Origin of the sequence: Clostridium sp. AM34-11AC (assembly GCF_003435375.1) — a bacterium.
Classification (GTDB): domain Bacteria; phylum Bacillota; class Clostridia; order Lachnospirales; family Lachnospiraceae; genus Pilosibacter; species Pilosibacter fragilis.
This window is the reverse complement of the sequence record NZ_QWGL01000044.1, coordinates 1-19,405: the sequence shown is the minus strand read 5'-3', so window position 1 is coordinate 19,405 and position 19,405 is coordinate 1. Positions and strand designations below refer to the sequence as shown.

Below are 19,405 nucleotides of genomic sequence, written 5' to 3'. Positions count from 1 at the left end.
AAGAGAGCGCCGCAGGCGGTCTTTCCTATAAAGTAAAAAAGCCTTACAGCGTTACACTGTAAGGCTTTGCTTTTCTTCGTAACTTGTTCTTTCAAGTTTCTATCAGGCAATCCCGGATTCAGTATAACGCAAATAAGCATTCCCGTTCACGACGATAATGCTGACGATAATTCGAATCACGACTGCGAGTAGAATAAGATTCGTCATATCTTTGCGTCTCCTTTCCAGTTGCCCTTCAGCAATGTTGCTACGTTTTATTATAAGCACTTTGTCAGAAATTGCAAGTAGTTTCTTTTTATAGCTTGTATGAACCAGAGTTATGAAACATTGCCCGCTCGTAAATGCCTTTTTGTTTAACAGGGAATTCCGCAGAGTTTCCTGTTAAAAGAAAAAGCTCTGCAGGCACCGGGATTTCCCCGGCCTGCAGAGCTACTCCTATTTCAAATTATTTTTTTACAGTTTTGAGTATCCATACGGATTGATCAGCGCATCCAGTTTCTTTCCTTCCTTACATAACGGGCAGTTTCTGTAATCGCTGTACTGGTAATCCGGAACATCTTTTAATCCGAATACCGACTTGATCGGAATTCCGTTGACATTCTCAAGCGCGCTGAATACTGCGGAGATCCCCTGAATAATTCCTCCATAGTACTGGACACCCTCGATCGCCTTGTTGATCGTCAGACCTGTTGTCACGGTCGCGGTGAGGATCAACACATTCTTTCCGTTGATCATTGCGCGGTAATTGTCCTTAAACACGATCTGGCTGTTGCTGTTGAACTCTGGTTTGATAACGTAGATCGTCTTGTGGGCGTTCTTCGACATGAAACCGCCTTTTGTCAGCTCCTGTGCAAGAAGCGTTCCGATCACTTCGGTCCCTTCCATACATACGATTGTATCGACGATCATATCGTACAGATACATATGTACGAGTGCCTGGGCAATTCCTCCCGCCTCACTCAGACGGCTCTTTACCGTCGTCAGGTCAAAATAGTAATTCGTGTGGGCATGATTCGTTGCAAAATGTCCCTTTACGATTTTTAACGGGGTATCTGTACCGGTCGTCTGAATTTTGTTATACTTTAACTCCATACACGATCCTCCTTATTCAAATCTCACGTTTACTGTTATTTGACTATATTATACCGAATTTTCAGATACTATTCAAGGAATTTTCCTGTTTTCCACCAGGTTTTTCTCCCGGTTTTTTCTACCACGCAAGGACCTCATGTCCGGTCTCTGTCACGAGTACCATGATCTCCCTCTGGGCAGACGGAAGCCTGTCATCGGTATAGATCGTCCAGCCGTTGCTGTCATCCACAAAGATATCCGGACGGCCCATATTGATCATCGGCTCGATGGTAAAGATCATCCCCGGTGCCATAAGCATCTCCTCGCCCCGTCTTGTCACATAGCTTACAAACGGATCTTCATGGAACTCAAGACCGACACCGTGGCCGCCGACTTCCTCGACAATGGTGTATCCGTTCTTCTTCGCATAGTCATGGACTGCCTGCCCCATATCTCCTAAGAATCCCCACGGTTTTACCTGTTCAAGACCTTTTTCCACAGCTTCGTTCGTGACACGGACAAGTTTTTCCTTTTCCGGATCCACGTTGCCGATCAGGAACATTCTGGACGAATCAGAGAAATATCCGTGAAGAATCGTGGAGACATCCACGTTGATGATATCGCCGTCTTTTAAGACAACATCCCCGGACGGGATTCCGTGGCACACCTGATCATTGATGGAGGTGCACACGCTCTTCGGGAATCCCTCATAATTTAACGGTGCCGGAATCCCGCCGTGCTTTGTCGTAAAGTCGTATACCCACTGGTCGATCTCCTCCGTGGTAATTCCCGCTCTGATGTGCTCCGCCACATAATCAAGGACTGCCACATTCAGTTTTCCGCTCTCACGGATCCCCTCGATCTGTGCCGGTGTCTTGATGATCTTGTGGGACGGAACCTCGTGGCCTGCAAAGCGGGCACGACTGATCTTCTGGTCAAATGCCATATGGCACTCACAATATGGCTTCCCGCTTCCACACCAGCATGGATCATTTTTTCCGATTCTGCGAAACATAATTTTTCCTCTTTTCTATCTGTTTTTGCATTTCTGCATCGCACAGGATTTTCAACAAAAAATGTGCCTGGCACATTCTCGCGCCTCACGCAGTCGTGTGCGGCAATCTATATCTTCGCGTGATTGCACATTAGAAAATTCCTGTCCGTGTACAGGAATTGCGTTTGCGAATTCTTTTATTTTCCTGTATAATATCCTTATCTATCATAACGTCGGAGACTCTGTTTGTCAAATAAGTCTCCTGAGAAAATATGCCGTTAATATCACGGCGTGGATTTTCCGGACTGAAAATCCCCCGCGTTGCAGAGGCGGCTGTAAAGAAAGTGAGGAATTTACATGAACGTACTGATCACCGGGTTCGACCCCTTCGGCGGAGAGCCGATCAATCCTGCATGGGAAGCCGTAAAAGCCATGAAAGACGAGATTGCAGGCGCAACGATCACAAAGCTGCAGATCCCGACCGTAGTCGCTAAATCCATTGCGAAGGTCCATGAAAAGATGCAGGAGCTCCGCCCGGATATCGTCATCAGCATCGGCCAGGCCGGCGGACGGTTCGGCGTGACTCCGGAGCGTGTTGCGATCAATGTAACAGATGCAAGGATCCCGGATAACGAAGGAAACCAGCCCATCGATGAACCGATCTTTGCAGATGGAGATGCCGCTTATTTCTCCAATCTTCCGGTGAAGGCGATGGTTCAGGAGATCAGGAACGCCGGTTATCCTTCTACCCTCTCCAACACCGCAGGAACTTATATCTGCAACCATGTCATGTATGGAATTTTATACTATATCCAAAAGGAATTTCCAAATGTACGCGGTGGCTTTATCCACGTTCCGTATGCCGTTTCTCAGGTTGTCAATAAACCGGCGACCCCGTCTATGGCCATTGCGGGTATTACGGCTGCATTGGAAGCGGCGGTGAAGGCCGCTGTTGAATATGAGCAGGATATCAAAGTGATTGGAGGAGAAACACACTAAAAAGTCACTTCTGTCGCAAAAAAACTTCATCTTCGGAAGTTTTTCAGGCTGTGATACCGGTCTGAAAAACTCCAAGGATGAAGTTTTCTTTTATCCGGATCCCAGGCTGCCTTCAAAGCACCCGCCCGGAATCCGGTTTTCTGATTATTCTTTTGTTCCTCTCTCCGCAGACGCGTTGAGTTTTCCGTCGACCACGTCGATCCTGATCGTATCTCCGGTATGGACACCATCCGACAGGATCAGGCGGGCTGCCAGAGTCTCCACATTCTTCTGCAGATATCTCTTAAGCGGTCTTGCGCCGTATACCGGATCATAACCGTTGTCCACAATAAACTGCTTTGCAGAATCGGAAAGTGCAACCACAAGCTCTTTATCCGCCAGACGCTTGTTGATATCGGCAACAAGCAGATCAATGATGCTTCCGATGTTGTTCTTTGTAAGCGGCTTGAAGAGGATCGTCTCATCAAGACGATTTAAGAACTCCGGACGGAAGTGGGATCGCAGATCGTTCATGACCTCAGCCTTTGCCTCCGGCTTGATATCACCGTTCTCATCGATGCCGTCAAGCAGATACTGGGAGCCGATATTGGAGGTCAGGATAATGATCGTATTCTTGAAGTCCACGGTCTTACCCATGGAATCTGTGATACGTCCATCATCGAGAACCTGAAGCAGAACATTGAATACATCCGGATGTGCCTTCTCGATCTCATCGAACAAAACGACACAATACGGTTTTCTGCGGACTGCCTCTGTGAGCTGACCGCCCTCATCGTATCCGACATATCCTGGCGGCGCTCCGATCAGACGGGATACGGAGTATTTCTCCATGTATTCACTCATATCGATCCGGACCATGTTGTTCTCATCATCAAACAGACTTGCCGCAAGTGTCTTTGCAAGCTCTGTCTTGCCAACACCTGTAGGTCCGAGGAACAGGAAGGAACCGATCGGCTTTGTCGGATCCTTGATCCCGGCCTTGGAACGGATGATCGCGTCTGTAACCTTCTCGACTGCCTCATCCTGACCGACAACACGTTTGTGGAGCTCATCGTCCAGATGAAGGGTCTTGTTTCTCTCGCTCTCCGTGAGCTTTGCAACCGGGATGCCCGTCCAGCGGGATATGATCCTTGCGATCTCATCTTCTGTAACGCTCTCATGGACAAGGCTCAGATCTGCGTTCTTTACCTTCTCCTCCTCTTCCTTCAACTCTTTTTCAAGCTGCGGAAGCTTACCGTACTGGAGCTCTGCTGCCTTATTCAGATCATATTTCTGCTGTGCATCCTGGATCTGACGATGGACTGCCTCGATCTCCTCACGGATGGAGGAAAGCTTATCAACCGTTGCCTTCTCATTCTGCCACTGGGCCTTCTGAGTTGCGAACTGGTCATGGAGCTCTGCCAGCTCCTTCTGAAGATCCGCAAGGCGTTCCTGGCTTAAATGGTCTGTCTCTTTCTTAAGAGCCGCCTCCTCGATCTCCAGCTGCATGATCTTTCTGGAAAGCTCATCCAGCTCCGTCGGCATGGAATCGAGCTCCGTCTTGATCATTGCGCAGGCTTCATCCACGAGGTCGATAGCCTTATCCGGAAGGAAACGGTCACTGATATAACGGTTGGAAAGGGTTGCCGCCGCTACAAGCGCGGAATCGGTGATCTTTACACCATGATAAACCTCATAACGGTCCTTCAGTCCACGAAGGATCGAGATCGTATCCTCGACCGTCGGCTCATCAACCATAACCGGCTGGAAACGACGTTCCAGAGCCGGATCCTTCTCAATATATTTCCGGTACTCATCCAGAGTTGTCGCACCGATACAGTGCAATTCACCACGGGCAAGCATCGGCTTTAACATATTGCCGGCATCCATAGAGCCTTCCGTCTTTCCGGCTCCGACGATGGTGTGAAGCTCATCGATGAACAAAATGATCTGTCCCTCGCTCTTTCTCACCTCATCGAGAACGGCTTTTAAACGTTCCTCAAACTCACCACGGTATTTCGCGCCCGCAACAAGGGCACCCATATCCAGCGAGAATAATTTCTTGTCTTTTAAGCCTTCCGGTACATCACCTCGGACGATACGCTGTGCAAGACCTTCTACAACGGCGGTTTTACCAACACCAGGTTCACCGATGAGGACCGGGTTGTTTTTCGTTTTTCTGGAAAGGATGCGGATCACATTCCGGATCTCGGCGTCACGGCCGATCACCGGGTCCATCTTCTGGTCTCTTGCCTTCTCTACAAGGTCAGAACCATATTTATTTAAGGTATCGTAGGTTGCCTCCGGATTATCACTGGTAACTCTCTGGTTGCCGCGGACCGTGGACAGAGCCTGTAAGAATTTATTCCGGTCGATCCCATAAGTACGGAACAGTTCCTTTATTGCCCTGTTCGGTTCTTTTAACAGGCATAAGAACAGATGCTCGACGGAAACATATTCGTCTCCCATCGCCTTTGCCTCGTCCTCGGCGTCAATCAGAACTTTATTGAGGTTCTGGGTCAGATAAACCTGTCCGCCTCCGGATACCTTCGGCAGCTTCTTAAGTGCTGCTTCCGCCTCATCCGCAAACTGCTCACCGGAGATTCCCATTTTTGTGATCAGCTTTAAGATCAGGCTGTCATCTAACTTTAACAGACTCACCAGGAGATGTTCCTGGTCGATCTGCTGATTTCCATATTCATAAGCCAGCTTCTCGCAGTTCTGGACTGCTTCCACTGATTTCTGTGTAAATTTGCTGATATTCATGATCGCAAGCCTCCCTTCAATTCTGAAGTACTTGTTGTGTTTGTTGTCAGTAATACCGCCCAGCGAAATTTTCATCCGCCGGGCGGCTTAATCTTTCAGATACGTGGCAGCTTCGCATACGTTTCTGTATCGTTACCGCTCGGGGCTGTCAGATCACCCTTCGATGGAAATGTGCTTTGGACCTTCAACCTTCTTCTCTTCCTCTTTCGGAATCGATACACTCAGGATACCGTTTTCGAATTTCGCCTTAATCTCCTCTTCCCGGATCTCCTCGCCAAGATAGAAGGTTCTGCTCAGAGCACCTGCATAACGTTCCTTGCGGATGTATTTGCCTTTCTTATCTTCCTCATCCTTATCAAGACCTTTCTCGGCACTGACGGTCAGATAACCATCCTTCAGTTCAATCTGGATCTCATCTTTCTTAAATCCCGGAAGATCGATATCAAGCTCATACGTCTTTTCTGTCTCTCTGACATCTGTCTTCATCAGTCTGGATACGTTCTTACCATACAGCGGATCCTTCTTTTCTGTAAAGAACTTCTCATCAAACGGGAACATATTATCAAATAAACTTTCTCCAAAAATACTCGGCATATACATAAATCATTCCTCCAATCAGAATTCCTGTTTTCTTGTTTGTCATCTATCTGAAAGAACTTCAGAAGATTTTCCAATCTTGGGAACTCCTTGAGATCCTTTGATTTTTTCTCTCTTCCTTTGTTCTGCATGTAATATAACACATATTATTAGCACTGTCAAGAGGCGAGTGCTAATTTTCTGTGAAGAATTTGTGAATTCTGAGAGTCATGTATTGTACGTAATTTTTAGTTCAGAAAATTCTTATCCGTATACAGTAACATGTACCGCATAAAAATCCACTGCTTTACATTTTTTTCCGTTTTTGCTATAATAATGCTACATCGTGTGGCGTTTCTGCGTAAATCCAGTTGCAGAAGCGCCACACTTTTTTTATCTCCGTGGGAGTTAGGTCTCCGTCCGAGATAAATGCTCCGCAAGGATGCGCAGTGATTCTGATAGGAATACCAGAATCAAGCGCCAAGTCTCACGGGTGTTCGATTTAAATTGAAAGGAGGTGGGAAGTGAACGATAAAGAACAATTTTATAGACAGATCGTGTTGCAGAAATGCGTAAGTCCGGATTTAAAGGAGCTTACGCATTTCTTATTTTTTTAAGAAAAAGGAGATCATTATGGAAATTGGAAATCAGTTTTTGGGAACAGAGCGTATTGATAAGCTGATGCGTCAGTATGCAGTTCCCTGTATCATCTCATTGTTAGTAGGTGCATTATACAATATTGTTGATCAGATCTTTATTGCAAACGCCAGCTACCTCGGCTCTTACGGAAACGCAGCTAATACCGTTGTTTTTCCGTTGACGGTTGTTGCACTGGCTATCGCCGTGATGGTCGGTGACGGCTGCTGTGCCTTTGTCAGCATGGCGCTTGGCCGGAATGAAACAGCCCGGGCAAAGCGCAGTGTCGGCAATGCGGTAGTTTTGATCATTGTAGGAAGTCTTATCCTGACCGCCGTATATCTGATCTTTGCAAACAGCATCATCGCCATGTTTGGCGGTACGGTCAATGAGGAAACCTACCGGCATTCACAGGAATATTTCTTCTACATTACTCTTGGGATTCCGTTTTATATGTTCGGTCAGGCTATGAATCCTATTATCCGTGCAGACGGGAACCCGAAATTTGCCATGATTTCCACACTGGCAGGCGCTGTTATCAACATCATTCTTGACCCGATTTTCATTTTCGGCCTTCAGTGGGGCATGATGGGTGCAGCTGTAGCCACAGTGATTGGTCAGGTGGTGACGGCAATTCTCGCTGTCTGGTATCTGGTGCACATGCGGATCATCAAGCCGGAAGCCGGTGACTATACACTTTCTCCAAATATATTCGGACGGATGCTCACCCTTGGTATTACCAGCTTTCTCTCTCAGATCAGCCTTGTGGCCGCAATGGCAGCGATCAACAATATGCTCCGCAAATACGGTGCATTGGACGCTGTGTTCTCACAGGAGCAGTACGCACAGATCCCCATGGCAGTCGTCGGGATCGTAATGAAATTTTTCCAGATCGTCATTTCTATCGTAGTCGGCATGGCAGCCGGCTGTATTCCGATCGTCGGCTATAATATGGGTGCAGAAAAGACCATGCGTGTGAGGGAGCTGTTTACCCGGCTGCTTATTTCCGAGGCTTTGGTAGGTGCAGTCGCGCTCATACTGGCGGAAGGATTCCCGCATCAGCTTATCGCTATTTTCGGCGCTTCGAATGAGAGCAGCTACTATACCGATTTTGCTGTTAAGGCATTCCGTACCTATCTTTGCATGATGATCTTCGCGTGTGTCAACAAGGCATGCTTCATCTTTTTACAGGCCGTGGGCAAGGCATTGACATCTACCATGCTTTCCATGTTCCGTGAGGTAGTATTCGGAGTCGGCTTCGCATTGCTCCTTCCGGTTTTCTTCGGTCTGGACGGTGTTCTGTATTCCATGCCGGTTTCAGATATTCTGACCTTTATTATCTCAGCAGTGATTATCATAAAAACATATCATGAATTAAATGTGAAAGGAGCATAAGACGTATGAAAAACAGAGTGATTACGATCAGCCGTGAATTTGGCAGCGGCGGACGCACCATCGGAAAAAAAGTGGCAGAACAGCTGGGCATCCCCTGCTATGATGCAGAGATCATTCAGGAAATGGTAAAAGAAACCGGTTTTACACCGGAGTATGTAAAGGAAGCCGGTGAATATACGCCCGGCAGCTTCCTCTCATCTGCATTTTCAAACCGCTTATTTGGCCCCACAAATGAAGATATTCTGTGGGAGCATCAATATAAGGTCATCACGGAGCTTGCACAAAAAGGCCCCTGTGTAATTGTTGGACGCTGTGCTGATTACATTTTACAGGATAAGGCCGACTGCCTGAAGGTCTTTATCCACGCAGATATGGATTTCCGTGCCCAGCGCATCGTCGAGGTTTATGGAGAACGTGAACAGTCCCCGGAGGAACGCCTGCGCGACAAGGATAAACGCCGTGCTGCATATCACCGGTTCTATACCGACATGAAATGGGGATATGCACAGAATTATCATCTGACACTCAACAGCGGTGTGCTTGGAATCGATCAGTGTGTAAAAATCATTGCTTCTTTATATTAGAGATATCCTTCACACTGCATTTCATTGCAGACAGGAGCAACATCTAATCTATTCCCTTTCCGGATCCGGAAAGGGAATTTTGTATCTATCCGCGCAGATAAGTGCTATAATATAATACTAAGATCATGCGGTCCGAAGTCCGACGCAGGCTTGTCTGTAGGAATACTTTTTCCCCTGGGCCCACCAAAGACATGATTCAAGTCGGAGACCTGACTCCCACCGAGACAAATTTGCTGTTACTCACCACTAAAAAATGCGGGCGTCTTCTCGACCGAGATAAAAGAATCAATACATAAAGAAGAAAGTGATGGATAAAAATGCAGACATATACTTATGTTTCCAAAGGAAAATTTGAATTAATGGAAAAACCGAAGCCGGTTCTTATGGATGAACGGGATGCCATTGTAAAGGTAACACTCGCCAGCATTTGCTCAAGTGACCTGCACATTAAACACGGAAGCGTCCCCCGCGCTGTGCCGGGTATAACCGTCGGACATGAAATGGTCGGTATTGTTGAAGATATCGGCAGCGCCGTAACGAATGTGAAACCCGGTGACAGAGTCACGGTAAACGTGGAAACCTTCTGCGGGGAATGTTTTTTCTGCAGGCATGGTTATGTAAACAACTGCACCGATCAGAATGGCGGCTGGGCTCTCGGATGCCGGATCGATGGCGGACAGGCAGAATATGTTCGCGTACCGTTTGCAGATCAGGGGCTAAATAAAATCCCGGATCATGTTACAGACCGTCAGGCTTTGCTGGTCGGAGATGTTCTTGCCACCGGTTTCTGGGCAGCTCGTATTTCTGAGATCAAAGAGGAGGATACGGTATTGATCATCGGTGCAGGACCTACGGGGATCTGTACGCTGCTCTGTGTCATGCTGAAGAATCCGAAACGTATCATCGTCTGTGAAAAAGACGAAAGCCGGATCCGCTTTATCCATGAGCACTATCCGGAAATCCTTACTGTATCACCCGAAGCTTGTGCAGATTATGTTCGTGCCAACAGTGACCATGGCGGAGCAGATGTCGTTCTTGAAGTCGCAGGCGCCGAATCCACGTTTCGCCTTGCATGGGAATGTGCAAGACCAAATGCGGTCGTGACGGTCGTTGCTCTTTATGACAAGGCTCAGACTCTGCCGCTGCCGGATATGTACGGCAAGAACCTCACCTTCAAGACCGGCGGTGTAGACGGCTGCAATTGTGAGGAAATACTGCGGCTGATCGCAGAGGGCAGACTGAATACGGAACCACTTATCACACATACATACCCGTTAAACAGGATCGAAGAAGCATACACACTCTTTGAAAATAAGATGGACGGTGTGATCAAGGTAGCCATCGAATGTTAATACGGTTCCCAATCCCGGTTCCTGGACACTGTATTTAAATTGTCTTCCCGGCAACCGATTCCGTTTCTCTATAATAACACAGTCCGCTGCATCCATACGGAAACAATGTTCGTTTTATGTCCCTGATATATTCCTCTTCCGTATCCACATGCTCAAGGATATCCAGAGCTGTCTTCAGGTTCCGGATATCCTTTTCCATAAAATCTACATAATTTCCGCGCCCCACAAGCTTTAAATGGGTGATTCCGGCCTTTCGCAGCCGATACAATGCGCAAAGCCCACATCCTGTCTCACCGCAGAGATAGCCGTCGGAATCATATCTTCGTTCCTCATACTCTTCGTTCTGTTTATCTGCGCTTCGTTCATCATTCGCATCTTTCACTGTGTTCTCCGTCCGTGAGACCAGCTTCTCCGTTTCTGAACCTTCTTCTTTTTTCTCTCTATTTCCTTTAACTTTTCCTATCTTATACGGGACCCGGCACAGATGCCCCATCTCATCGCAGTGCAGGGAATTGCAGAACGCCCCCGAAAACTGACAGAGCTCGTTCAGTGCAAATGCCTCAAATTCATATACGCCCCTGCTGCCCTTTTCCCTCTCATGCCGGATCACCGACTCCATGTCTGCGAAGCTGTTCTTCCTGTGAAAGATAAGCCGACTGACATCCAAGCAGTCAAATACATCTATCATACGGCTGTTTACCTCTGCCGTCTCCCCACTCAGATGGATCTCACAGCGGATCCCATTATTTTTCAGGTAGATCAGCAGCGCCGGATCCGCGATAATAAAGCTTGAAAATCCAAGCTCCGTACACCGGTGAAGGACATCCGCGATCTCCGGGTACTGCTCCGGTGTATAATAAAGCGAATTAAATGTCAGATGTACCGGTTTCCCATATTTTCTCACCAGCGCCGCCAGAATCCTCAGCTCACTCTCCGCCCCGATCTGCACGTTGATGCCAAGAACCTCGCGACGATTCAGCGGCAGAACCGTCCCGTATTTTTTATTCCATTCATAAGGTACGTATCCGCAGAAAAACTCATCTGCCCCGGCCTCGACGTACCGCACATATTCATCGATGGACCCAAGTCCCGCCGTGATCTTCATTGTATCTCTCCTTAAATTCAGCTTCTCAACTTCTGAAAGTTCGCATCTGCCACATTTCGTTTCATTTTTCGCGAGTACAATTCTGACTATCTGCTATTTTTAATTGCATATTAGTTACAGTAAATTTACTACGATTCTATCAATTCTTTTCTCTTTCCAACCTTCTGTATCCGCCATTCCGGAAACTGCACTCTCATCCAGCGCAAAGAGCGAATTATACCGCCCCACCATCTTCAAATGCTTTGGATACAGAAAAACTTTCTCCCTGCAATATCCCGGACACGATTCCGGCAGTTCCTGCTTTCCACGTTCTCCATTTTTACACGCAGCATACAGTATACAATACTGGGAGGTATTCGTCTGATAGAACGGAACGTGGATGCTGTTCTTTCCTTCCGGAAATTCCTGCCTGTATCCGCAGGACTCCCACTCGTACCGCCGGATCCCGAACGTGTCTCTCAGATACGTCCGGTAAAATTCCGCATTCAGGCTGTTCTCCCGGAAATATCCTGTCTCTCCCTGCTTGTATCCCATCCGTGGATCCTTTTTTCTTTTATTTAACAGGGTCCCCATACAGGGCACAAGAGCTTCTTTTTCTTCCTTCCATTCCTTCCGCTCTCTCAAAAGCTCCAGCAGACCCCAGTCGTTTGCCGCGATCTCCAGAAATGTCTCCCGGTTTCTGCACCATTCTTCCAGCTCATCCAACAGTTTTTCCGCCGGTTTCAGCATAAATTCCCGCAGATATGAAAATGTAACTGTCACAGCCAGACCTTCCGACTCTGCCTTTTTAAAGATCTCAAACAACTGCCGTTTTTCAGGAAACAGCAGATGGCAGAAGGCATTTCCCACATAAATCCGCTCTGGAACCGGCATTCGTTTTCCCAGCTCTTTAGCCCCATTCACGTTCCAGTACCAGTCCATAAAATCGCGGAATTTCATGGATAAATACCGCTCATAAAGCTCCGGACGGTCCAATTCCACAGCAACTTCGATATTCTTCCGTTCCTGCTCTTTATATTCTTTGTATTCTTCGAGTTCAAAATCTCCTGCTGCGATGCAATTTTCCCTCATACCTGACTGATTTTCGATTCGCGTTTCCAGCCTCGCCCTGTCTTCTCCTTCACCGAACCACTCTTTTTTCTGTTCAATGAAATTCTCCGCAAACTGTTCATCCTTTTTTGCCGGATACCCGGTAAGCGCCATTGCAAGTTCCCCGTCCTCGCACTCCAGCTTCAGCCGCACAAATCTATCATACCAAAGGATCAGTTTTCCAGCGCATTCCCGGTATTTCTCCTGCTCCACAAACACCGAATACTCATATACCGGAATCCCCAATCCATCTTCCACACGCACTTCCATCTCAAACGAATGAATCTCAACTTCCGTATACGGATCACTGCTTTTCTTCTCCTGATCTCCCGCCTTCAGCCCGTTGAAACCATCATAAAAACAGATCCGGAATCCCTTTACTTCGCGGATCTCATCCAATGTCCGAAAACAAAATCCATGTTCCGCAAGCTCCGTGATCCGGATCTCCTGCCCGTCTGCAAATCCCGCCACAAGTCCGAACGGGATCATAAAAACTCCGTTTATTTCTCTCTTCCCTGACACTTTTCGTTCCCCAATTCAAATCTTTTTACAGTACCATAGCTCACGCCGCTCATAAATGCCAGCTTTTTATCTATTACCATTCTATCGTGAATTACCCACCACTTAATTTTGAAGAAATTTGAAGTGGGGGCTTCTGGGGAATCCTTGGACTCCCGTTTAAGAAGTTTGATCTTTGAGTTTCCGCCCGCTCTCAGGCGATCCTTATTCTTACAGGCGTATCCACATCGCCTCTATCATATAGAGCCCTTAGGCTCACAATGTTACATTTACGCATGATATTTAAAGCACCATTGACATCAGCGTTGATCCGCCTTCCAGAGCGGTCCTGATACAGGCCACGGCAGATCCGGCGGCCGGAAAAGACCGGTGGCACAAGTCCTGCTTCTCCATATACGGGCATTTCATCCAGATCCCAGAAGGATGCCATGGAAGTATAGCTTTCCTCCTGTTCCACGTAGCGGATCCCATTCATTTCACACAGATATTTCAGTTTCCTGCGGAGTATCCCGAACGGAATTCCCACAAAGACCTGGTTCATCTGCCTGCCAAGATCTGAGGAGCGCTGAAATGTGGTATTGTAGCCCACGATCAGGGTTCCGATATCGTTCCGGATGCAGTAGGTGACCACCTGTTTCGCTGCTTTACCCATGTAGTCACGGACCTGGTTGTTTCTCTTCCTCTGCAAAACGGCCTGACGTCTGGTTGTTTTCTTTCCGTAGTGCTGCTTGTCTTTGACGCTCTGCAGGCAGGTGTTCCGCTTGTTGAACCACTGGTTGATGGATTTTAAGCGTTTCCCATCGATGAGGAAGCTTTCCCCTCTGTTGGAAACGGCCGTCATGAGATTGTCGATCCCGAAGTCGATCGCCAGTGCATGGGTTGGATTCAGATTTCTCTGAGCCGCTTCCACCTGATAGGTGTACTGGATCTCAAAGAACCTGGCGTCTGCTTTTGGGATGATACGGATCTCCTTAATGGTTTTATCTGCCAGGACCGGCGGGATGGTAATGGTGACCGGTTTATGATGCTTCTTATACGCTGCTGAGTACGGAAGGACAAACCGGTTCCCATTCAGTCTTACAAACCCGACGATCAGGGTTGCGTAGCCGTCTTTTGGAAGGTATTTGGGCAGCCTGCAGGATGAAAACGGATACTTCCCCTGCTTTGCCAGTTTCAACAGACCGAAGAAAGACTTAAAAGATCCATCCACTTCCTTAAGGATCTGCTGGGCCATGTTGGAATTCAGCAGCCGATAGTTTTCGGAAGTCTTTAAGATGGCGTAGTTTTTCTCATATGGAAGATACCGGCTATGTTCAAAGTAATGCTGCCGTACCTGGTAGATGGCCTGGTTGGTCAGGTTTTTGGCTGTGCGGCATAATTCCCGTAGAATGAGGAATTCATCTTTGGACAGATGCTTTAGCTGCTGGCATACGGTCAAATACAAAACGGTTCCTCCTTTCCTAATTGGTGCAGAACATATGTTCTGTGTTAATTATAGCACATGGTTTCACAAAAGGGAAGAGAAAGAATTGTAATTGCTTACCGTTTTACATCTGTCTGTGTATCGTTATAGTGGCATTCATCCCGCCACCTACGAGGAATGGGGGTATTCTGCCGATTTTATGATAAACCAATAACGTGCAGCTGTACCTTTTATATAAAAGAATGTGCCTTGGCACATTCTCGCGCCACGCGCAGGCGCTTGCGACAATCTGCATCTTCGCGCGAGTGCGCATTTGGGGCACGTCAGTGCCTTTTTATGTAACAGGAACTTCCTATGAATTTCCTGTTACATAAAAAAGGACCGCTGCCCCACAGATCTCTCTGCAAAGGCAACGGTCCTTTTCAGCTACAGGTTATTTTCATTGATACCATACACCGCAGGTAGCTTTCACTGTCTGCCGCGCTTCCTTAACCTTCGATCGCAATACGCTTAGAAGTTTCAACCTTCTTCTGCTCAACTGGTTTCGGAACGGACAGGCTTAAGATACCATTTTCAAATTTAGCCTTGATATCTTCCTGCTTTACATCTTCGCCAACATAGAAGGTTCTGCTCATTGCTCCGGAATAACGCTCCTGACGGATATAGTGACCTTTCTTATCTTCCTCATCCTTATCAAGACCCTTAGCAGCGCTGACGGTCAGATAACCATCTTTCAATTCTGCAGTGATCTCATCTTTCTTGAATCCCGGAAGATCGATGTCCAGTTCATAGGAACCTTCATTCTCCTTGATATCAGTTTTCATAACTCTCGAAGCATTCTTTCCATACAGCGGATTCTTCTTAGAAGTAAAGAAGCTGTCATCAAACGGGAACATATCATCAAATAAACTCTCTCCAAAAATACTCGGCATATACATAAATCATTCCTCCAATCAGAATATCTGAAATCTATTGTCTGGGAGATTCTGAAAATCTCCAGGACTTTTTGCATCCCTTTGATTTCTTTCTCTCTTCCTTTGTTCTGTATGTACTATAGCACATATGATTAGCACTGTCAAGAGGCGAGTGCTAATTTTTTGTGAATTAATTGTGAACTTTTTTTCCTGCTCAAATATTCCTTATTTTCAAAATCCGCTGGGACAGTTAGAAACTATCTGGCATCTTCTTATTTCTCTCACACTCCTCGTGCATAATCATGATCATACATGCATTGGTTTTCTGCAGTAGCACAATGTGATGTGCAATGGCAGGAAAATTTAAAGGACATAAATTAAGAACATCTTGAATTATTTTTCCAAACGCCTATAATATTGATATGTTATCCATTTTGATGACAAATCTTTACTATCAACCGTAACGCCTCTGGATAGTTTATTCTATCCTCTAACAGTTACCCCCACAATCTGACAGATATTGTTTATTCCGGATATTTGTCAGCTCACAACAAGAAAGAACAAGAAAGGCAGAAGCAAATGAGTTACAGTGTATATCTTCCTAATTACTCCATCGGTGAAAATTGTTACAAGGAACTTCCATACGTCGCAAGAAACTATGGAAAAAAGGCAGTCGTGATCGGTGGTAAAACAGCCATGGAAAAAACAAAAGATGCACTCTTGGAAGGCATCAAGGGCTCCGATCTTGAGATCACGGATTTCATCTGGTACGGCGGTGATTCCAGCTACGAGAACGGCAATGCATTGATCGCGAATCCGGCTGTCCGCAACGCAGATATTATCTTTGGTGTCGGTGGAGGAAGAGCCTGCGACACCGCAAAATATGTAGCAAACGAACTTGACAAACCACTATTTACCTTCCCGACCGTTGCCAGCAACTGCGCGGCCGTGACTGCCATCTGTGTCATCTACAATGCCAACGGCACCTTCCGGGAATATTATTATCCGAAGCTTGCGGATCATACCTTCATCAATACCGCCGTGATTGCGGATTCTCCTTATGACCTCCTCTGGGCCGGAATCGGCGACGCACTCTCCAAAGAATGTGAGGCTGTTTTTTCCAGCAAAGGTAAGCACTTAAGCCATACTCCGTTAATGGGTGTCCAGCTCAGTAAAGTCTGCACACAACCGCTCCTGGATTATGGAAAAGAGGCACTCGCATCCTTAAAAGCGCACAAAGTCAGCGATGCCCTCATGCAGGTCACTTTGGATATCATCGTCTCCACCGGTATCGTTTCCAATATGACGACTCATATTCCGGATTATTACTACAATTCCTCCCTCGCGCACTGTGTCTATAACGGCTCCACGATCACGCGTCATGGTCACGAACACCTGCACGGCGAAGTCGTATCCCTCGGTGTTCTCTGCCTGCTCACCTATGAAGGCGCGAACGCTCTCCGTGATACGATCATGAAATTCAATGCCAGTATCGGTCTTCCGGTATGCTTCGATGATATCGATATCACTGAAGATGAATTCGATCTCATGGCAGATAGAATTCTTACTTCCACCGAATGGCAGTACCGCCCGAAGGATGTGACCCGTGAGAAATTTATTGCATGCATGAAAGAACAGAATAAGATCGGACAGGAATTTAAGAAACAGACAGGCTCTTTATAAAATTTTCTTGATATATCTCCTCAATTACACCTACAGAACCTGCCCTGACAGCGTCTACGAACACATATCATCAAAAAACAGCCCGTAACTCCGGCGAAAATAATAATGCCGCTGAATTACTGGCTGTTTTTATCTCAGTCGAGAAGACTCCCACCTCTTCAAGTGGTGAGTCATAACAAATAAGTCTCAGTGGGCGTTAGTTCTCCGACCGAGATAAACGCTCCGCGAGGATGCACAGTGATTCTGTAAAGAATATGTCAGCTTGCGCTAACCAGAATTACGCGCCAAGTCTCACGGACGTTCGACTTGAACTCTGTATCTGCGAAAATGCACAAGGCATTTTAATTATCCGGAAAATTTATCACTGTAACGAATGTGCATATCCTCCCAATCCATAAACAATACATAAAATACTCTTCCGTATTGCCGACTCTCCACAATTCTTCCATGGTCAAGTACCGAAAGATAGGATCCATCAGCTTTTCGAAGCTGGAAATGAATATAGGCATTTTCATTACCGTCATCAATCTGTTTCCAAATACTTGATTCTATCTGTTGCCGCTCATCTTCCCGAATCAGATTACGAAAACTTTTCTTTGTGATCTGAAAGAGTTCATCTACGTTTTTATATCCGGCCATATGAAGAAATTCGTTGTTAGCATAAAAAAGTTCATCATCTTCTTTATCTGCTCTGTATATAATAAATGCACCCGGAAGATGTTCCGAAATGTCTTTAAGGGCAAATCCCAACTGTTTGCGAACTCCAGATTGAAGACCTTTCCTGTAAGCCATACATCCATTTTTTCCGTGAAGCTTTATTTCATAAAGAGCTGCATCTGCACAACGCAAAAGCTGGGATCGATTGGAAGCAAAGGTAGGATATTCCGCATAGCCAAGAGAAATATAAAATTGATATTCTTTACCCTTGCATGAGAATGTCTTAGGGAGCTTGATGAATTGCTGCAGTTGTTCTTCTGCTTCTTCACAGGTACAATTTCGTAAAAGAATACAGAATTCGTCACCACCGTTTCTTCCCAGCAATGTATCCGGTGGGAAAAAGTCTTTCATACTATCTGCCAGACTCTTTAATGCCTTGTCACCGTAGACATGTCCGTAAATATCATTAATAAACTTAAAATCATCAATATCAAGGAGTCCGGCTACAAAATGCATTTTCGGATTTTTATCCATCATTTTTTCCGCTAATTCATCAAATCCATAGCGATTGTTAATTTTAGTAAGAGAATCCGTGTGCGCCAATATTTGAAATTTATTTTTGTTTTCTTTCGATACCAGCCATACCCTGGTAAGACCTGACAAAAGCAAGGTGACTGCCATAAATATTCCACTGACTGTCGCAATTAAACAATCATTCCTCCATCCGCTTTTAGGAGTTACTTCAAATCTCCATTTTCCCCCTCCAATCGTAAATTCATAAGAAACAGGAGCAGTCATTTGACCATCTGACTGATAAACAACTTTATAATCGTCACTCCAGGGAGCGTCTTTTTTAGAAAGTCTATATTCATATCCAAAATTCGAAAGTGCTTCAATTGAGTTTGAAAAAATATCAGGAACGCGCAAGATAACAATCGTAAATCCCCAGAAATATTCTTGTCCGTTTGCATTTTTCAGGTAAATTGGATTGCGAACAGCAATTCCATAGCTGCTCTGTTTCAATTCGAATGGTCCCTGTGTAATCAGTGTATGATTGTCTCTTGCATAACAGGAAATTTTGCTGCGGTCCTTATCATGGAACAGGTCAATTTTACCTGCCTCGTTTCCCTCTGCAGGATAAATATCTGTCACAATACCATCCGGAGCAATCTGCACACTTTCAACCGAATCAGACATAAGATTTTCTGCAATCGTGTCAAAGTGATTGATCTCTCCATCTTCACTGATTAAGATCTGCTTCAGAGCATCCGTAATTTCGATCCCATTCGTAATCTCATTTTTTATCCGTTCACCATAGGTTGTTGCATTTAATTGTGCTGTTGTGCGTCTCTGTTCTTTTTCGTGGGTATCTGTTTTCCATACAAGCAAACCGGCAAGGCATATGCCCAGTAAAAAAACGCTAAGAGGCACAAGTATTTTTTTCTTCACCTCATTCACCTCGTTTTATACATCGGATTTTTTCATAATAAAGCATTATAGCACAAAAATCAGAAGTTGCTTGTTTTTTCTGAAAAAATAAATAATTTTTGATCGCACATGATGTCTCCTGCGATGAACAGATCGGAGCCTGGACTTCGAACCGTTCGAGCCCGGCTGGGCTTGAACATAGAAAAAAGAGCCATCCATCGGATGACTCTTTTTT

Annotated in this window: 14 protein-coding genes; 5 read left to right on the top strand and 9 right to left on the bottom strand. The window is 46.0% G+C overall.

All coding sequences use genetic code 11. The features are described 5' to 3' along the window. Nucleotides 1-453: 453 nt before the first annotated feature. The gene (locus tag DW826_RS16290; protein ID WP_117553231.1) at nt 454-1,092 is read right to left on the bottom strand and encodes an orotate phosphoribosyltransferase; all 639 of its coding nucleotides are present in this window, start codon (nt 1,090-1,092) and stop codon (nt 454-456) included. 118 nt (nt 1,093-1,210) lie between these two features. Next, nucleotides 1,211-2,086 (bottom strand): methionyl aminopeptidase, encoded by an 876-nt coding sequence (locus DW826_RS16285; protein ID WP_015555112.1) that lies wholly within the window; start codon nt 2,084-2,086, stop codon nt 1,211-1,213. 336 nt (nt 2,087-2,422) lie between these two features. Between DW826_RS16285 and pcp the strand changes: the two genes are divergently transcribed. Continuing rightward, the gene (gene pcp / locus DW826_RS16280; RefSeq protein ID WP_117553230.1) at nt 2,423-3,064 is read left to right on the top strand and encodes a pyroglutamyl-peptidase I; all 642 of its coding nucleotides are present in this window, start codon (nt 2,423-2,425) and stop codon (nt 3,062-3,064) included. 144 nt (nt 3,065-3,208) lie between these two features. Here the strand turns inward: pcp and clpB are convergent, their stop codons facing one another. Both clpB and DW826_RS16270 read right to left on the bottom strand, forming a co-directional pair. Beyond that, a complete protein-coding gene (clpB, locus tag DW826_RS16275; protein ID WP_117553229.1) occupies nt 3,209-5,809 on the bottom strand; it encodes an ATP-dependent chaperone ClpB in 2,601 nt (866 codons plus the stop codon). 153 nt (nt 5,810-5,962) lie between these two features. Beyond that, a complete protein-coding gene (locus DW826_RS16270; RefSeq protein ID WP_015555115.1) occupies nt 5,963-6,409 on the bottom strand; it encodes an Hsp20/alpha crystallin family protein in 447 nt (148 codons plus the stop codon). 609 nt (nt 6,410-7,018) lie between these two features. On the opposite strand from DW826_RS16270, the gene DW826_RS16265 reads away from it, so the two are divergent. The 3 genes from DW826_RS16265 (at nt 7,019) to DW826_RS16255 (ending at nt 10,352) form a co-directional block, all read left to right on the top strand. Then, nucleotides 7,019-8,416 (top strand): MATE family efflux transporter, encoded by a 1,398-nt coding sequence (locus DW826_RS16265; RefSeq protein WP_117553228.1) that lies wholly within the window; start codon nt 7,019-7,021, stop codon nt 8,414-8,416. 5 nt (nt 8,417-8,421) lie between these two features. Next, on the top strand, nt 8,422-9,000 hold the full coding sequence (locus tag DW826_RS16260; RefSeq protein ID WP_117553227.1) for a cytidylate kinase-like family protein: 579 nt from the start codon (nt 8,422-8,424) through the stop codon (nt 8,998-9,000). Between the two features lie 317 nt (nt 9,001-9,317). Then, a complete protein-coding gene (locus DW826_RS16255; protein WP_117553226.1) occupies nt 9,318-10,352 on the top strand; it encodes an alcohol dehydrogenase in 1,035 nt (344 codons plus the stop codon). A gap of 34 nt (nt 10,353-10,386) precedes the next feature. Here DW826_RS16255 and DW826_RS16250 read toward each other — a convergent pair whose 3' ends face one another. The 4 genes from DW826_RS16250 to DW826_RS16235 form a co-directional block, all read right to left on the bottom strand. Next, the gene (locus DW826_RS16250; RefSeq protein WP_117553225.1) at nt 10,387-11,457 is read right to left on the bottom strand and encodes a U32 family peptidase; all 1,071 of its coding nucleotides are present in this window, start codon (nt 11,455-11,457) and stop codon (nt 10,387-10,389) included. 114 nt (nt 11,458-11,571) lie between these two features. Next, nucleotides 11,572-13,068 carry a hypothetical protein gene (locus DW826_RS16245; protein WP_181968099.1) on the bottom strand — a complete coding sequence of 499 codons (1,497 nt, stop codon included), beginning with the start codon at nt 13,066-13,068 and terminating at the stop codon, nt 11,572-11,574. Nucleotides 13,069-13,258: 190 nt separating this feature from the next. Continuing rightward, nucleotides 13,259-14,509, bottom strand: coding sequence for an RNA-guided endonuclease TnpB family protein (locus DW826_RS16240; RefSeq protein ID WP_117553223.1), 1,251 nt, complete (start codon nt 14,507-14,509; stop codon nt 13,259-13,261). 467 nt (nt 14,510-14,976) lie between these two features. Beyond that, nucleotides 14,977-15,426, bottom strand: a complete 450-nt coding sequence (locus DW826_RS16235; protein WP_117553222.1) for an Hsp20/alpha crystallin family protein — start codon at nt 15,424-15,426, stop codon at nt 14,977-14,979. Between the two features lie 555 nt (nt 15,427-15,981). On the opposite strand from DW826_RS16235, the gene DW826_RS16230 reads away from it, so the two are divergent. Beyond that, nucleotides 15,982-17,085, top strand: coding sequence for an iron-containing alcohol dehydrogenase family protein (locus DW826_RS16230; protein WP_015555145.1), 1,104 nt, complete (start codon nt 15,982-15,984; stop codon nt 17,083-17,085). Between the two features lie 345 nt (nt 17,086-17,430). On the opposite strand, the gene DW826_RS16225 is transcribed toward DW826_RS16230, so the two are convergent. Beyond that, nucleotides 17,431-19,191: a diguanylate cyclase gene (locus DW826_RS16225; RefSeq protein ID WP_117553221.1), complete on the bottom strand. Its 1,761-nt coding sequence runs from the start codon at nt 19,189-19,191 to the stop codon at nt 17,431-17,433. Nucleotides 19,192-19,405: the final 214 nt, after the last annotated feature.

What these genes read in the sequence shown, in the direction of transcription:
- DW826_RS16290 (WP_117553231.1), bottom strand. Translation starts at nt 1,092, where the DNA reads ATGGAGTTAAAGTATAACAAAATTCAGACGACCGGTACAGATACCCCG.
- DW826_RS16285 (WP_015555112.1), bottom strand. Translation starts at nt 2,086, where the DNA reads ATGTTTCGCAGAATCGGAAAAAATGATCCATGCTGGTGTGGAAGCGGG.
- pcp (WP_117553230.1), top strand. Translation starts at nt 2,423, where the DNA reads ATGAACGTACTGATCACCGGGTTCGACCCCTTCGGCGGAGAGCCGATC.
- clpB (WP_117553229.1), bottom strand. Translation starts at nt 5,809, where the DNA reads ATGAATATCAGCAAATTTACACAGAAATCAGTGGAAGCAGTCCAGAAC.
- DW826_RS16270 (WP_015555115.1), bottom strand. Translation starts at nt 6,409, where the DNA reads ATGTATATGCCGAGTATTTTTGGAGAAAGTTTATTTGATAATATGTTC.
- DW826_RS16265 (WP_117553228.1), top strand. Translation starts at nt 7,019, where the DNA reads ATGGAAATTGGAAATCAGTTTTTGGGAACAGAGCGTATTGATAAGCTG.
- DW826_RS16260 (WP_117553227.1), top strand. Translation starts at nt 8,422, where the DNA reads ATGAAAAACAGAGTGATTACGATCAGCCGTGAATTTGGCAGCGGCGGA.
- DW826_RS16255 (WP_117553226.1), top strand. Translation starts at nt 9,318, where the DNA reads ATGCAGACATATACTTATGTTTCCAAAGGAAAATTTGAATTAATGGAA.
- DW826_RS16250 (WP_117553225.1), bottom strand. Translation starts at nt 11,457, where the DNA reads ATGAAGATCACGGCGGGACTTGGGTCCATCGATGAATATGTGCGGTAC.
- DW826_RS16235 (WP_117553222.1), bottom strand. Translation starts at nt 15,426, where the DNA reads ATGTATATGCCGAGTATTTTTGGAGAGAGTTTATTTGATGATATGTTC.
- DW826_RS16230 (WP_015555145.1), top strand. Translation starts at nt 15,982, where the DNA reads ATGAGTTACAGTGTATATCTTCCTAATTACTCCATCGGTGAAAATTGT.